Below are 15,495 nucleotides of genomic sequence, written 5' to 3'. Positions count from 1 at the left end.
TTTATATAATTATTCTTTACCCTCCACAAAATTTGCCAATACTGGAAACTATATACTAAAAGCAATTATTCATAAACCAGTATCTGCAGATTGTGCCATAGATGAAGAAATATTTACAACATTTGATATTTTTTCTCCAAATTTTACGCTGCCAAATGAAGCTTGTGTAAATACACCTGTAGAGTTTAAGGATGCATCGCCTACTACAGGAGGGACCATCAAATCTTGGAGATGGGATTTTGGAGATGGTACCTATTCTACACTGCAAAACCCTAAACATGTATTTAAAACCACAGGTATAAAAAACATTACGCTAAATGTAATAACAGATATTGGATGTAACTTGTCTATAACCAGGACCATGCAGGTTATAGCGGCTCCGAAATCGATGTTTACGGCCGTGGGCCCATTTTGTGTAAATTCAACTATCAAGTTTAATAATGAAAGTACTTTTACAAATTCTAATATTGCCAGTCAGGTATGGGATTTTGGTAACGGACAAACTAATTTGACCGAGAAATCGCCATCTAGTGCCTATACTACAGCTGGAGTATTTAATGTGAGGTTGATTTCTATTTCTTCATTGGGCTGTGCAGATACCCTAACAAAGGCCATAACGATATATGCGCTGCCAGAAATATCCTTTAATGATCCAGGTTCTTGTGTTAGCGATGCCGTAAAATTTGAAGCGACAGCAGTAAAAGGAAATATCACATCCTGGTTATGGGATTTTGGAGATGGCTCTAATGACCTTACCCAAAATACAAAGCAGATCTCCACACATAAGTATAGTCAAACAGGTGTTTACACGGTAAAATTAACAGGTATTTCGACAGAAGGATGTAGCACTACTTTCTCAAGACAAATTACCATTAGTGGAAGTAATCCGGCGGTATTGTTTGAGGTAAAGGATGCCCAAAAATTGTGTGCAAACCTGGACGTGTCATTTGAGAATAAGAGCACTATTGCTTTTGGCAAGATAACCAGGATTGATTGGATTTTTGACTATAAGGAAGGGGGGACAAATACCATAGTAACCGATAATAACCCTTTATTGGGCAAGATATACACACACAAATATCCTAATGCAGCAACTAAAATAGATTATGAAGTGGTAATGATAGCCTATTCCGGTCAGGTTTGTTATACACAGTCGACACCTGTTACCGTAACGGTTTATCCTGCGCCTATTCTAACATTTAACACCATACAGCAGGTATGTGAAGATGCAAATCCATTTCAATTGGTCGCATCTGAAGATAATCATGTGTCTGGAATGTACACTTTTTCTGGAACGGGAGTTTCTTCGACAGGTATTTTTAGTCCAAGGGTAAGTGGCCCCGGAAATTTTGCCATTAAGTATAAATTTAGTTCTCCTAATAGCTGTACGGAAGAAAAAACCATAACAATTGTGGTGAATAAGTTGCCAAAAATTACAATGGGAGCAGATATAGATATTTTGCTTGGAGGAGAGAAGAGGATAGACGCGACCGTAATAGGTACTAACCTTAAGTTTAAATGGTCTCCTTCGGAAGGTTTGAGCAGTGATAGTGTTTTAGATCCCATAGCAAAACCTACTAAAACCACCAGATATGTTTTAACGGTTAGTGCTGAAAGTTGCTCCATAGTCTCCGAAGTAACAGTTACGGTACATGAAAACCCGGTTATTCCTAACGTTTTTAGCCCTAATGGAGACCAAAAGAATGATACCTGGAATATTAAGTACCTAGAGACTTTTGCCGAAGGTAACATTTCCATTTTCAACAGATATGGGCAAAAAGTGTTTTATGCTTCCCCTTATACAACACCTTGGGATGGAAAATTAAACGGAACAGATTTGCCGGTCGGCGTTTATTACTATATTATCGAACCAAATAACGGACGGAAAAAATATACAGGATCAGTAACGATATTAAGATGAGAAAACTTCTAGCGATTTTATTATATAGCTCATTACTGTTTTCTGTATCGTTTGCACAGCAAAGACCGCATTATTCCCAATACCAGCAAAATATGTCTGTACTTAATCCGGCGGTTACCGGTCTGTACAGTGGTATGGACTTAAGGTTGGGTGTTCGTTCGCAATGGCAAGGATTAGAAAATGCACCGAAAACAGGTTATGTGACTTTTAGTACTCCTTTGTCCTTTGGTGGAGATATGGCAAATTATCGGGTGAGCGACCTTGGTATTACCGAGCCGCAGACTAAGGATGATATGTTTGATTATACCTCTTCTATGTCACATCATGCTATTGGGCTTTTATTTTTGAGTGATAAAACTGGTCCTTTGAATAGGATAACCGCTAATTTAACTTATGCCTATCATCTAGCTATAGGAGATAGGTCCAATCTGGCACTCGGTGTAGGGCTTGGTGTAAATAGATTGGGATTAAATGCCCAAAGCTTGGTATTTGATGAAGCGGACGACCCTGTAGTAGGTATTTCCAATGAAATTAATAAATATACTCCAGATCTGAATGCTGGTGTTTATTTCTATACTTCCACTTTCTATTTTGGAGCTTCCATGCAACAAATCATCAAGAATAGGATTGCGTTTGATGGAAATTTTAATACAGGAAAAGAAGTAGCCCATTACTTTATTACCACTGGATATAAGTTTTGGATAAACAATGATTTTTCACTAACGCCCTCTGTAATGCTGAAGTATGTGAATCCATTACCAAAAGCTTTTGATGTGAATTTAAAGTTTACGTATAGGGATAATGTTTGGATAGGAGGTGGCTATAGAAAAAATGATGCATTTTCAGGTAATTTTGGCTTCAATGTGGCTAAGGTAGTGGCCATAGGCTATGCCTATGATTATACCACGTCGCAATTGAATACTGTTTCATCGGGTTCGCATGAGCTAACACTAAGGGTACTCTTTTAATTGAACCATTCTATATAAGCATAAAAAAGTAATAAAAGTTGCTAAGTTGCTGATTTGTTGCTATGTTATGCTTTAATTACATTTCTACTTTTATTTAAGGCATCTAAATGAAGATCGGCCGCTTGTGGTTTTTATATTTTATAGCCTTTGTTTTACTTGTACAAAAAGTAAAAGGCCAGAATATTTCTAACGAGGGCACCGATTTTTGGGCAGTTTTTCCTACACACGACCCTAGCTCTGGTAGCTTGGCCAATATGAATATTTTCATTACCTCTAAAAATGCATCTGAAGTTACAGTGAGTTGTGGGACTTACAGCGAAAAGAAGGCAATCCCAGCCAACACGGTTGTTGTTTTTAGCGTACCCAGAGCCGATTCCTATATTGCTACAGCAGAGGCTAATGTGAATTTGATAAATAGGGGTATACATATTGTGGTAAGCCCGAATATGCCTGCCGTCGCCGCATATGCGCACGTTTATGCCGGCGCTAGGTCGGCGGCATCGTTAATTCTGCCATATGGTGCATTAGGACAGAAATATTATTCCATGAATTACAGTCAGGATAATGGTGGTCGAAATTTCTTGGTACTGGTGGCCGTAGAAGCAAATACAAAATTGCGATTGACCCAATTGGATGGAACGGTAAAGGTGATTACGCTGGCCAATGCGGGAGATGTTTACGAATACCTGGCTCCTTTAGGTCAAGATTTGACAGGTGTTTATGTAGAAGTAGATGCAGCCACTTCCCAATGTAAACGTTTTGCCGCTTTTTCGGGCAGTACTTCATTGACTATTCAGTGCACGACCTCTAGAGATCCTTTGTTCCAACAATTGTACACTACGAATAATTGGGGAAAAATATATGCTGTAGCCCCTTTTATCAATAGACGCTATATAGTAAGGGTGCTGGCCCAGGAAGATAATACCATAGTAAATGTGAATGGAAGTATGGTCACCTTAAATAAAGGCCGGTATTATGAAAGTTCACTTTTGACAGAAGGGATCATGATCACGGCAAACAAACTGATTAGCGTTGCAGAATATTCTTTAACGCAGGGGTGTTCTTCTGCTACAGGTGGAAATGCTACGGGAGATCCTGACATGGTATTGCTCAATCCAATAGAGTTTAACATCAAAAAGATTACGCTGTTCTCCTCAGATCAGCAGGCCATAACCGAAAAATACATCAATGTAGTCATCAAAACAGATAGTCGATCTACCTTTAAAGTTAATGGGGCCCTTCCCGCCAATGGAACCTGGAAAACCTTTACCATAAACCCAGAATATTCCTACATACAGATAAAGGTTACCCAGCAAAGTTTAACGCTAAGTGCCGATGATGGATTTAATGCCATTGCCTATGGTTTTGGAAATGCCGAATCTTATGCATATTCGGCAGGTACGAGTTTGGCGGCCAATCAATACCTTACACTGATCAATAAGACGACCAATGCGGAAACCAGCAATGCCTGTATAGGTGAAAGTGCCGATTTTAAAATTACTATACCCTATTTATTGACTAGAATTGTTTGGAAATTTAGTGATGGAACGCCCGATTACGATGATACAGCTCCGGTTCCTACCATAAATATGGTAAATGGAGAAAAACTCTATGATTATGAGGCTCCGGTCAATAAGGTCTATTCAACGGTTGGACAAAGACAAATTACGGCTACTGGATACTTTCCAACAGATGCCAATAGTTGTTTTGGTAGCCAGGCCGATTTTGAGTTTACATTTAATGTAGATCCGCTACCTACAGCTTCTTTTATGGTATTAACGGAGGTGTGCCCAAATACAGAAGTTTCTTTTACGGATAATAGTAGGTCTAATGTGAGCGATAAGGCCCTGACCAAGTGGCAATGGGATTTTGGGGATGGCTCTGTTATATCAACTCAGCAGAATCCGAAACATACCTATACTTCATCTGGGGCTTATACGGTGAAACTGCTAGTTATTGCAGAAAATGGCTGTGCTTCGGAAGTAAACACGGCAACTATCAATGTTATGGCAAAAATGCAGGCTTCCTTTACCGTTAATAATAGCAATTGTGTGGCAAGGGATATTGTTTTTAAAGATGGCTCTACGATAGAATTTGGAAGGATATCTAAATGGATTTGGGATATGGGAGATGGAACACCATTGTTGGAGAAACAAGATAACCAGCCCTTTGTGCATTCCTATGCGGATGTTGGTAAATATACGGTTAAATTGAAGCTGCTGAGTGATAAAAACTGTTATAGCGATGTAGTAACCAAAGACATTATGGTCTATCATAATCCTGTAGCCGATTTTGATTTGCCAAATTTCTGCTTAGCTGATGGGGCAGCTGTATTTACAAATAAAAGCACCATTACGGGAGGGACCGGATTAACCTTCTCATGGAATTTCGGGGATCCATATGCCAATGCCCAACGTCCGAACACATCTACAGAGAAGAATCCGTCTCATGCCTATGTCCGGACAGGAATTTATGAGGTTAGCTTAACGGTAACTTCTGTTATTGGTTGTGAAACTGTGGTTAAAAAGCAATTTACGGTAAATGGAAGTATTCCGAAAGCAGATTTTACAGTGAATAATGAAAGTGCACTATGTAGCAATAGTTTGGTAGAGTTTAAGGACTTGGCCACTGTAGATTTTGGAGAAATTACCAAAATAGAATGGTATTTTGATTTCTTGCATAAGTCTACGCCCGATATGGTAGATGAACAACCCAATTTAAGATCGGCTACGGCCAAAGTATATAGTTTTAAATATCCTCAATTTACAGATGCTGAATTTAAGACATACACCGTGAAAATGAAAGTTTATTCAGGCGGTTCTTGTGTGCAGGAAAAAACAAAGATTATTACTTTGTATCCGATTCCCGTTGTAGATTTTATGCTTTCATCTGCATGCTTAATGGATGGCAGTGGGAAATTTGCCAATCTTTCCACTTATGTAAATCCTAATGCCAATTTAAATTATTTGTGGAATTTTGGTGATGCCAATGCCAGCTTACAGAACCCTAATACTTCATCGACTAAGGACGGACAACATCATTTTTCCCAAGCTGGAAAATATAACATTAGCCTTACGGTAACCATGCCAAATGGCTGTGAAATTGTAAAGACACAAGAAGTTACCATACTTGGCAGTGTGCCAAAAGCAGATTTTATGGTGCAGCAGACCACGGGTTTATGTAGCAGCAATCCCGTAGTTTTTGAGGATAAGTCGACCATTTCTTTTGGTCATATTACCCGTATAGATTGGTATTATGATTTCTTAAATTATCCTAACCAAATGGAAACGGACAATGCACCACAAACGGGAGGGATAACTAAAAGCTATAGACATGTTTATCCGGTGTTCAGCTCACCACTGAGTAAAAGTTATTTGGTGAAAATGGTAGTGTACTCCGGTAATGTGTGTATAGCTAATGTAGAAAAAACCATTACCTTAAAAGCCGTACCGGATATTGACTTTGCACAGCCCAACGAAGTGTGCATGGATGTTGAAAGTGTAAAGCTTAACGCTAGGGAAAAAAATAACATGAATGGTACAGGTATTTTTACGGGAAGGGGCGTTAAGGCCGATGGTACTTTTATTCCTAAAAATGCTGGTATAGGTCGGCATGAGATTAAATATACCTATACCGCTGCAAATGGATGTACAGCCGAAAAAACTCAGACCATAACTGTTAACGAAACCCCATGGGTAGATTCTGGCGAAGATAAAACGATATTAGACGGGGGAAATGCTGTACTGACGGCAAGCGCTATTGGCGAGAATTTAAAATATAAATGGTCTCCGGCAACAGGTTTGAACAGAGATGATGTTTTAAATCCAACGGCCATGCCAACCGAAGATTTGACCTATACGTTAACGGTAACTAGTGAAAAGGGCTGTACCAAAATTGACAAAGTGTTTGTTAAGGTTTTGAAGTCACCGTCAATTCCCAATAGTTTTAGTCCTAACGGTGATAACATCAATGATTTTTGGAATATCAAATACCTAGATACCTATCCAAATCCCACCATTGAAATATTTGATAGAAATGGACAACGTGTATACTTTAGCAGAGGTTATAAAACCCCTTTTGATGGAAATTATAAAAATCAGCCATTGCCAATTGGGGCCTATTATTATGTAATTAGCCCGGGAAATGGCAGAAAAACCCTAGCAGGAAGCTTAACCATTATAAGATGATGTTAAAGAAGCGTTCTTATATAGCATTATGTGCACTTTTGGTAAGCATTACTGTTTATGGACAACAACGGCCACAATATACCCAGTATATTTTCAATAATTACCTCCTTAATCCGGCTTTAAGTGGAATAGAAAACTATATGGATATCAAAGTGGGGCACAGGTTGCAGTGGGCTGGTATAGAAAGTGCACCAAAAACTTCCTTTGTATCGGCTAATTGGGACCTTAACGAAGCATACCTTTGGAAAAATCCACTTTCCTTGCCCGAAAATGGAGACTATCCGATGAGTGAAAATTATACCCAAAATTATACTTCGTCTCCAGCCCATCATGGGATGGGGATCATGGCGGTAAGCGACAAGGCAGGTCCAATTTCAAGGTTAGATGCCGGTCTTACCTATGCTTATCACCTGCAATTGAGTGGTACACATAATCTGGCTGTAGGTGTATATATGGGCTTAAGCCGTATTGTCTTAGATGTAAATGCCCTGAGCTTGGAAAATGCAGCTGATCCTGCCTTGAAAAACGTGCTGGCCTCACAATTTAAACCAGATGTTGGTGTAGGTACCTTTTACTATGGTGCACGTTTTTTTGCTGGAGCAGCTGTACAGCAGATTATACCACAAAAATTGGCATTTACCAACAGTTCGGATTATAGAAAAGGAAAAACAGTCCCTCATTTCTTTGTAACCTCTGGTTATAAGTTGTTTATAGATGATGGGATTTCTGCCGTACCTTCATTTATGTTAAAAAGGGTCGAGGCCTTGCCTTTATCATTAGATGCCAACTTAAAAATTTCCTACAAGGATAAAATCTGGATTGGCGGAAGCTATAGAAGGGCAGATTCTTTCTCCGCCATTTTTGGGTTCAACATTAAGAATTTTGTAAATCTTACCTATGCCTATGACTTGACCACCTCTGAACTGAATAAAGTAAGCAATGGCAGCCATGAAATTGTATTGGGCTTTCAGCTCAATAGCGCTTATCAAGTTTTTAGCACGGGAAAATTGTGGTAAAATTAAAGTTCCTTCCTTAGTCGTGCTACCGGAATGTTCATTTGTTCACGATATTTGGCAACAGTTCTTCTGGCAATATTGTAACCATGTTCCTTGAGAATTTCGGTTAGCCTTTCATCGGCAAGTGGTTTTCTTTTGTCTTCCTTGCCAATACAGTCTTCTAATATTTTTTTAACTTCCTTATTAGAAACTTCTTCTCCACTTTCAGTTTGTATAGCTTCGGAAAAGAATGATTTTAACAAAAAAGTGCCAAATTCCGTTTGTACGTATTTAGAATTGGCCACCCTAGAAACCGTTGAGATGTCCATTCCAATTTTATCGGCAATATCCTTTAAAATCATTGGGCGCATTTTGCGTTCGTCTCCGGTCAGGAAATAATCATACTGGTAATGCATAATGGCATTCATGGTTTTGAGCAAGGTCTGCTGACGCTGTTTAATGGCATCTATAAACCATTTGGCAGAATCCAATTTCTGTTTTACAAACTGTACGGCCTCTTTTAGTTTTTTGTCTTTTTGCGCTGCTTTATCATAATGCTCGAACATGTCCATATAGGAACGGCTTACCCTTAGTTCGGGCGCATTTCTTGCGTTTAAAGTTAATATGAGCACACCATCATTGTTACTGATATGGAAATCAGGGATAATCTGTAGCTGCTTGGTCGTTACCTGATTGGAATCCCCCGGTTTAGGATTGAGACGTAATATTTCTGCCACAACCTCTTTAAGTTCCTCGCTATTTAAGCCTATTGACTTTTCTAGTTTGTCATAATGCTTGCGTGTAAATTCATCTAAATGATGTTCAACAATTTCTATCGCTTTTTTTATGAGCGGGTTGGTTGCGTCTTTTCTTTTTAGCTGTAACGCCAAACACTCTTGAAGATCTCTTGCGGCTATGCCTGGAGGGTCGAAGTTTTGGATCAGCTTTAACATTTCTAAAACGTCTTCTTCCTCTACCATTACATTTTGGGAAAAAGCAAGATCGTCTATCATCGAAGTAATGGGACGGCGCAAATAGCCATCATCATCTAAACTGCCAATGATTTGTTTTCCAATGATAAAATCTTGATCGGACAGGGGAACCAAATCCAATTGTTGCTGCAGACTTTCAAAAAAAGTACTTTCTATGGCAATTGGCGTTTCTTTTTTATCTTCCTCATCATCGCCGTTATTATAAGAGGTGCTATAATCGTTGGCATTGTCTTCCTGTAAGTAATCTTCTACATTAAACTCGTCCAAGCCCGTATCCTCCAAACTATCTTTAGATTCGAAATCTTCTTTATCATCTTGTAGGTCATCGTATTCACCCTTGGGCTCATCTAATGACATTAGGCTAGAGTCTTCCAAAGCTGGATTTTCTTCTAATTCCTCTTTGATTCTGGTATCGAGTGCTACAGTTGGCACCTGCAACAACTTAATAAACTGAATTTGTTGAGGAGAAAGTTTTTGTAGTAACTTTTGCTGTAGATGTTGTTTTAACATATTTGGAATTGACTTCGAGCACCAAAAATACATAATTGCTTGAGATTTTATTCGTTATTTTGAATTATTATGCTTCTTTTAATTAAGTTTGTTTAAGGAGCTCGTTTAAATTTTGTCAAAGTGTATTAATTACTTGGTCTGGTATTTATTGTTCCCACGAAATACGTTCTGCTTAATTTCTTGTTGAAATTTGAACAGCTGCTAGGAAGAATTTATTTTTATTAACTAAATAGAATTACTTATGGGATTTGTAAAAGAATTTAAAGAATTTGCCATTAAGGGCAATGTAATGGACTTGGCTGTCGGTGTAATTATCGGCGGTGCATTTGGTAAGATAATCGATAGTGTGGTAAACGATTTAGTAATGCCTGTAGTTGCGGCAATTATAGGTAAGCCAGACTTTAGTAATTTATATATAGTGCTTAGGGGAGAAGTACCTAATGGTCTTGCATTGGCCGACGCCAGAAAAGTTGAAGGTGCTGCAATTTTTGCTTATGGAAGTTTTATTACGGTTGCCATTAACTTTTTGTTGTTAGCGCTGGTAATATTCCTTATGGTGAAGGGCATTAATAGCCTAAAACGTAAAGAAGAGGCTAAGGCAGTTGCACCTGCGCCAACTACAGAAGAGGTTTTACTTACTGAAATTAGAGATTTACTTAAAAATAAATAGTTAAAAGAAGATGCCCAAAAAAGGTAGATAGGCTAACGGCCTTAAGTATTTCTTGAATACTTATTAATCGAGACCTTTTTTGGGCATTCTTGTATTCCACCCACCATGAAACCATGAGTTTACACTGGCGAACCGAAATGAATAAACTCATGATAGCTTCATTAACATTAAAAAACAAATTATATATTGATGAAAAAAATATTTTTAGTTTTTATTGCGCTTGTCTGCACTTCTCAAATGAAAGCACAAACAAAAGATGAAAAAGCAGTATCAGATGCTGTAGAAAAAATGAGATTGGCAATGATCAGTGGAGATAGGGCTGAGCTGGAAAATATTTCATCGACAAATTTAAGCTATGGACATTCCAGTGGAAAAATTGAGGATAAAGCAGCATTTGTTGAATCAATTGCAAGTGGGAAGTCTGATTTTGTTAGCATTGACTTGAAAAATCAGAGCATACAGATTTCTGGTCATACGGCAATAGTTCGACATGAGCTCCATGCCAAAACAAATGATGGGGGTAAGCCGGGGGAGGTTCACCTCGGCATTATGTTGGTTTGGCAAAAGTTCGGCAAAGATTGGAAGCTGATCGGCCGGCAAGCTTTTAAATTGCCTCAATAAGAATTATCGGATAGATAGTGATGTTTCCAGCACTTTCTTTTCAAACTCTTCTACGGGATATTTGGCTTCAATAAGCTTTAGTAACATTTCAGTAGCCAATCTGCCAATTTCATAGGCAGGTTGCCTTACCGATGTTAATGAAGGGTTGAAAAGATCCAATACATCAGAGTTGCTGAAGCCGGCAATGGCCATGTCTCCTGGAACCGAAATTTTTAGGTTCTTAAACACGCTTAAACATCCGGTGCTTAACCGATCTCCAGCCACGAAAATAGCATCTGGCTTGTCTTTTAATGCCATAAGCTCCTTTATGGCATTTTCGGTTTCCTCATAGAGCATTCCACCGTGTGGACAATATTTGATGTAATCTCTATTGGTTTCAATGCCGTGGTCCTTCAGTGCCTTCTCATAACCCGATAAACGCTCTATGCTAATGGACAGATAACTTGAACTGGTAAGGTGCGCTATCTTCTTATAACCAGATTCTATAAGATAGCTTGTGGCTTGATAGGCTCCTTTTTCATTATCTGCGATCACCTTATGGGTAACAATCTCATCAGCTACGCGATCAAAGAAAACAATAGGCAGCCCTTTTTCGTGCAGAAATTTAAGATGGGAAATATCCTTGGTTTGTGAGGAAAGGGAAATGAGTAGGCCATCTACAGACCTAGAGGCAAGGTGGTTAACGTTTACAACTTCTCTTTCGAATGATTCGTGGGTTTGAGAGATAATAACATGGTAACCTTTGTCATAGGCAATGGATTCTATTCCATCAATAGCCTGAGAAAAATAACTGTTGGCCACTTCACTAACCACTACACCAATTGATTTACTCCTTCTTTCCTTTAAACTGAGGGCAATGGGATTGGGCTTATAGTTGATTTTATTGGCATAATCGATCACCAGTTTTTTGGTGGCTGGGCTAATTTCATGAGTGTCTCTTAATGCCCTAGAAACGGTAGAGGTGGATAGACCAAGGGCTTTGGCAATGTCTTTTATGGTAACGGGCTCGAACATATATTAATCAATAAAATATATTGGTGTGATTAGCTAGAATTATAACTCAAAAATAGCACTATTTATGAATAGTAATAAAGATATAAAATTCGATTGAATTTGGCAACGTTGTCGGGAACGATTGCATAAATTTATACGAGGCTAACAATGCTATTTGTTGAAAAAACATTGTAGACTTGTTTATGAAGATGTTTTAAGCCATCTTTTGATAACCAAATTTTTAACCATATTGTATGAAAAAAATCTTGCTGTTTTTTTGTGTAATAGCTATTGGCATTAATCTAGCTAAAGCACAAACTAGGTCAGTAACAGGAAAGGTAACCGAAAAAAGTACCGGATCTCCACTTCCTGGCGTAGCCGTAACCATTAAAGGAACAAAATCTGCCGTATCTACCGATGCCAATGGGATCTACAAAGTCAGTGTGCCATCAACAGGTAATACTGTTTTGGTTTTTAGATCTATAGGCTTCAATGAAATGGAGATAGCGGTTGGAACTAAAAGTCAGGTAAACGCAGCCTTGGAAGAAAGTTCTACAGCTCTTAACGAAGTAAAAATTGTAAACATCGGCTATGGAACTGTAAAAAGAGAAGCTATTACCGGTGCTGTTTCTTCCGTTAATGCGGCTACTATTGCTGCAGCACCAGTGTCTTCGGCTTTAGAAGCAATTCAGGGACGTGTGGCCGGTGTTAATATTACCTCAACCGAAGGTTCTCCTGACGCCACCATGAATGTTAGGGTAAGAGGTGGTGGTTCCATCACGCAAAGCAATGATCCTTTATATATAGTTGATGGATTTCCAGTAACTACCATTGCTGATATTGCTCCTCAGGATATTGAAAGTATCGATATTTTGAAAGATGCATCGTCTACGGCTATTTATGGCTCTAGGGGAGCGAATGGCGTAGTTTTAGTCACTACTAAAAGCGCGAAAACTGGCACAACCAGTATTTCCTACAACTTATTTGGTGGTTATAGAAAAATAGCCAAAACATTAGATGTTTTAACACCTTATGATTACGTTACCTGGCAGTATGAGCGTGCGTTGCTTGATAATTCAATCAATAATTATACTCAATACTTTGGCAATTATCAAGATATCGATCTGTATAAGGACGTAGCAGTTAACGATTGGCAAAATCTAGTTTTCGGCCGTACGGGCAATACCATTAACCATAACCTAAGCATTATGGGCGGGAGTGATAAAACGAAATATAGCTTAAGCCATAACTATGTAAAGGACAAGGCTATTATGCAGTTGTCGGGTTATGAAAGACAGAACATCAACTTTAAGCTAAACCATAAATTATATGATAAACTGTCTTTAGATTTTGGATTGAGATATGCAGATACCAAAACTAAAGGAGGGGGAACAAATGAGGTGAGAGAGGTTTCTTCAGCAGATTCAAGGTTAAAGTTTGCGGTTATATATCCACCTATGGTAGTGCCAAGTCTAACGAATAATGATGATGTTGATGCTGATTTTGCGTTATATAATCCTTTGGTGGCTATCTCTGATAATGACCAATACATTCATCGTAAACAGTACAATATTAATGGGGCTTTGTCTTATGATATCATTAAAGACCTTAGATTAAAAAGTGAAATAGGATATGAAGGACTTAGAAATGATCAGGATCGTTTTTATGGAAATACAACCTATTATGTTAGGAACACACCTTCGGTAGACAATCAAAACAAACCTGCACTTATTCTAACAAATAGTAACAGGAATTCTTTTAGAAGTACCAATACGTTGAATTATAACTTTAGAAAGCTATTAGGTAACCAACATAACCTCACAGTATTGTTGGGGCAAGAATTTCTTAAAACAGAGAGTTCGACATTAACGAACGTGATACATGGTTTTCCTAGAAGTTTTGGTTTTCAGGACGCAAGAGTCTTAACTACACAGGGTACCGCAAATTCTATTGATAATTTTATTTCGGCAGATGATAAATTATTATCATTCTTTACAAGGGCAAACTACGACTATAAAAGTAAGTACCTCTTAAGCGCCGCATTCAGGGCCGATGGTTCTTCTAAATTTGCAAAAGGTAATCAATGGGGATATTTTCCATCGGTGTCTGCAGCTTGGAGAATTATACAGGAAGATTTTATGAAGGGTACCCAGTCATGGCTGTCAGATTTGAAATTGAGAGCTAGCTATGGTGCTGCAGGAAACAACAATATTCCAGTTGGTCAAATTGTACAAACTTTTCAAAGTTATACCAATACTTGGATTAATGGAGGTACCAGTTATCTGTCTGCTTCTAAAGTAATGGCAAATCCTAACTTAAAATGGGAAACAACCATTAGCCGAAATGTAGGATTGGATTTTGGATTGCTCAATTCAAAAATCACAGGTTCGATAGATGCATATGTAAATAATGTAAAGGATTTGTTGATCGAATATCCAGTATTGGGTTCAGGTTATGATACACAGTATCAAAATATAGGCGAAACCCAAAATAAAGGTTTGGAGTTTAATTTGAACTATAGGGCAATTCAAAAGAAAAATTTTGATTTGTCTTTCAATGCCAATATTTCATTTAACCGTAATAAGGTTATTTCTATTGGAGGTTTGAAGAGTATTAATGCAAGTTCAAATTGGGCATCTACCGAAATTAATATGGATTATATGGTTCTTTCGGGAGCATCTATTGGAAGGATTTATGGTTTTAAAAGTGCTGGTCGTTATGAGGTCTCAGATTTTTCCGGATACAATGCAACTACAAGAACTTGGACTCTTAAACCTGGGGTTCCAGATGCAAGTAGTGTAATTGGAACACTAAGACCGGGATCTATGAAGCTGGCCGATCTTACTGGTGATAATAAAGTTGATTTGAATGATAGAACCATTATCGGTAATACAAACCCATTAAATACTGGAGGTTTTACCATTAATACCAGGATTTATGATTTTGATTTTGCTGCTTATTTTAATTGGAGTTATGGCAATGACGTATACAATGCTAATAAAATCGAATATACTTCGACCAGTAAATATAGCTCTAGAAATATGATTGATATCATGGCAACTGGTAACCGCTGGACCAACTTACGTGCTGATGGTACGATCAGTAATGATCCGGCAGAGTTAACGGCAATGAACGCCAATACCACCATGTGGTCACCTTATATGAAAGCTTACGCATTGTCTGATTGGGCAGTGGAAGATGGTTCTTTTTTAAGATTATCTACCATCACGCTTGGTTATACTTTGCCAAGTGCCATTTCTAATAAATTAAAAATGAAAAAACTGAGAGTTTACGCTTCTGGTAATAATGTTTTCTTGTTAACAAATTATACGGGCTTCGATCCTGAAGTATCTACAAGAAGAAGAACAGGACTTACGCCGGGGGTCGATTATTCAGCTTATCCTAGAAGCAGATCTATAATATTTGGTTTAAATGTTAACTTTTAACTCTGAAGCTTCATGAAAAAGATTAATTATATATTTTTATTTATTTTATTAAATACCTTAATAACCTGTCTCTTATACACATCTCCGAGCCCACGAGACCTGCGTTACCATCTCGTATTCCGTCTTCTGCTTGAAAAGAGGGGGGGGGGGGGGGGGGGGGGGGGGGGGGGGGGGGGGGGGGGGGGGGGGGGG

The 15,495-nt window shown here is 38.4% G+C and carries 9 protein-coding genes; 7 read left to right on the top strand and 2 right to left on the bottom strand.

The genetic code is table 11. The features are described 5' to 3' along the window. From JHD79_RS21165 to JHD79_RS21150, 4 genes are all read left to right on the top strand, one after another. Nucleotides 1-1,921: PKD domain-containing protein (locus JHD79_RS21165; protein WP_199121354.1), on the top strand; the 1,921-nt coding region annotated here is incomplete at its 5' end. Further along, entirely contained in the window at nt 1,918-2,889 is a 972-nt protein-coding gene (locus tag JHD79_RS21160; protein WP_199121353.1) for a type IX secretion system membrane protein PorP/SprF, read from the top strand. The genes JHD79_RS21165 and JHD79_RS21160, both read left to right, overlap by 4 nt. A 107-nt stretch (nt 2,890-2,996) precedes the next feature. Then, nucleotides 2,997-7,076: a gliding motility-associated C-terminal domain-containing protein gene (locus JHD79_RS21155; RefSeq protein WP_199121352.1), complete on the top strand. Its 4,080-nt coding sequence runs from the start codon at nt 2,997-2,999 to the stop codon at nt 7,074-7,076. Beyond that, nucleotides 7,073-8,092 carry a type IX secretion system membrane protein PorP/SprF gene (locus JHD79_RS21150; protein WP_233164818.1) on the top strand — a complete coding sequence of 340 codons (1,020 nt, stop codon included), beginning with the start codon at nt 7,073-7,075 and terminating at the stop codon, nt 8,090-8,092. The genes JHD79_RS21155 and JHD79_RS21150 overlap by 4 nt, the downstream gene beginning before the upstream one ends. 2 nt (nt 8,093-8,094) lie before the next feature. Here the strand turns inward: JHD79_RS21150 and rpoN are convergent, their stop codons facing one another. Next, nucleotides 8,095-9,573, bottom strand: coding sequence for an RNA polymerase factor sigma-54 (gene rpoN / locus JHD79_RS21145; RefSeq protein WP_199121351.1), 1,479 nt, complete (start codon nt 9,571-9,573; stop codon nt 8,095-8,097). A gap of 241 nt (nt 9,574-9,814) precedes the next feature. Between rpoN and mscL the strand changes: the two genes are divergently transcribed. Together mscL and JHD79_RS21135 are read left to right on the top strand one after the other, a co-directional pair. Then, nucleotides 9,815-10,243: a large conductance mechanosensitive channel protein MscL gene (gene mscL, locus JHD79_RS21140; protein ID WP_199121350.1), complete on the top strand. Its 429-nt coding sequence runs from the start codon at nt 9,815-9,817 to the stop codon at nt 10,241-10,243. A gap of 189 nt (nt 10,244-10,432) precedes the next feature. Further along, complete coding sequence (locus tag JHD79_RS21135) at nt 10,433-10,864, top strand: nuclear transport factor 2 family protein (RefSeq protein ID WP_199121349.1); 432 nt, start codon at nt 10,433-10,435, stop codon at nt 10,862-10,864. 3 nt (nt 10,865-10,867) lie between these two features. Here JHD79_RS21135 and JHD79_RS21130 read toward each other — a convergent pair whose 3' ends face one another. After that, on the bottom strand, nt 10,868-11,878 hold the full coding sequence (locus JHD79_RS21130; protein ID WP_199121348.1) for a LacI family DNA-binding transcriptional regulator: 1,011 nt from the start codon (nt 11,876-11,878) through the stop codon (nt 10,868-10,870). Between the two features lie 233 nt (nt 11,879-12,111). Between JHD79_RS21130 and JHD79_RS21125 the strand changes: the two genes are divergently transcribed. Beyond that, on the top strand, nt 12,112-15,303 hold the full coding sequence (locus tag JHD79_RS21125) for a TonB-dependent receptor (protein WP_199121347.1): 3,192 nt from the start codon (nt 12,112-12,114) through the stop codon (nt 15,301-15,303). Nucleotides 15,304-15,495 lie beyond the last annotated feature (192 nt).

The sequence above is a fragment of the Pedobacter sp. ASV28 genome (assembly GCF_016428855.1).
In the GTDB taxonomy this organism is placed as follows: domain Bacteria; phylum Bacteroidota; class Bacteroidia; order Sphingobacteriales; family Sphingobacteriaceae; genus Pedobacter.
The sequence above is the reverse complement of the archived record's forward strand: the minus strand, read 5'-3'. Positions and strand labels throughout refer to the sequence as shown.

Coding starts and splice junctions, on each gene's coding strand:
- JHD79_RS21160 (WP_199121353.1), top strand. CDS start 1,918: ATGAGAAAACTTCTAGCGATTTTATTATATAGCTCATTACTGTTTTCT.
- JHD79_RS21155 (WP_199121352.1), top strand. CDS start 2,997: ATGAAGATCGGCCGCTTGTGGTTTTTATATTTTATAGCCTTTGTTTTA.
- JHD79_RS21150 (WP_233164818.1), top strand. CDS start 7,073: ATGATGTTAAAGAAGCGTTCTTATATAGCATTATGTGCACTTTTGGTA.
- rpoN (WP_199121351.1), bottom strand. CDS start 9,573: ATGTTAAAACAACATCTACAGCAAAAGTTACTACAAAAACTTTCTCCT.
- mscL (WP_199121350.1), top strand. CDS start 9,815: ATGGGATTTGTAAAAGAATTTAAAGAATTTGCCATTAAGGGCAATGTA.
- JHD79_RS21135 (WP_199121349.1), top strand. CDS start 10,433: ATGAAAAAAATATTTTTAGTTTTTATTGCGCTTGTCTGCACTTCTCAA.
- JHD79_RS21130 (WP_199121348.1), bottom strand. CDS start 11,878: ATGTTCGAGCCCGTTACCATAAAAGACATTGCCAAAGCCCTTGGTCTA.
- JHD79_RS21125 (WP_199121347.1), top strand. CDS start 12,112: ATGAAAAAAATCTTGCTGTTTTTTTGTGTAATAGCTATTGGCATTAAT.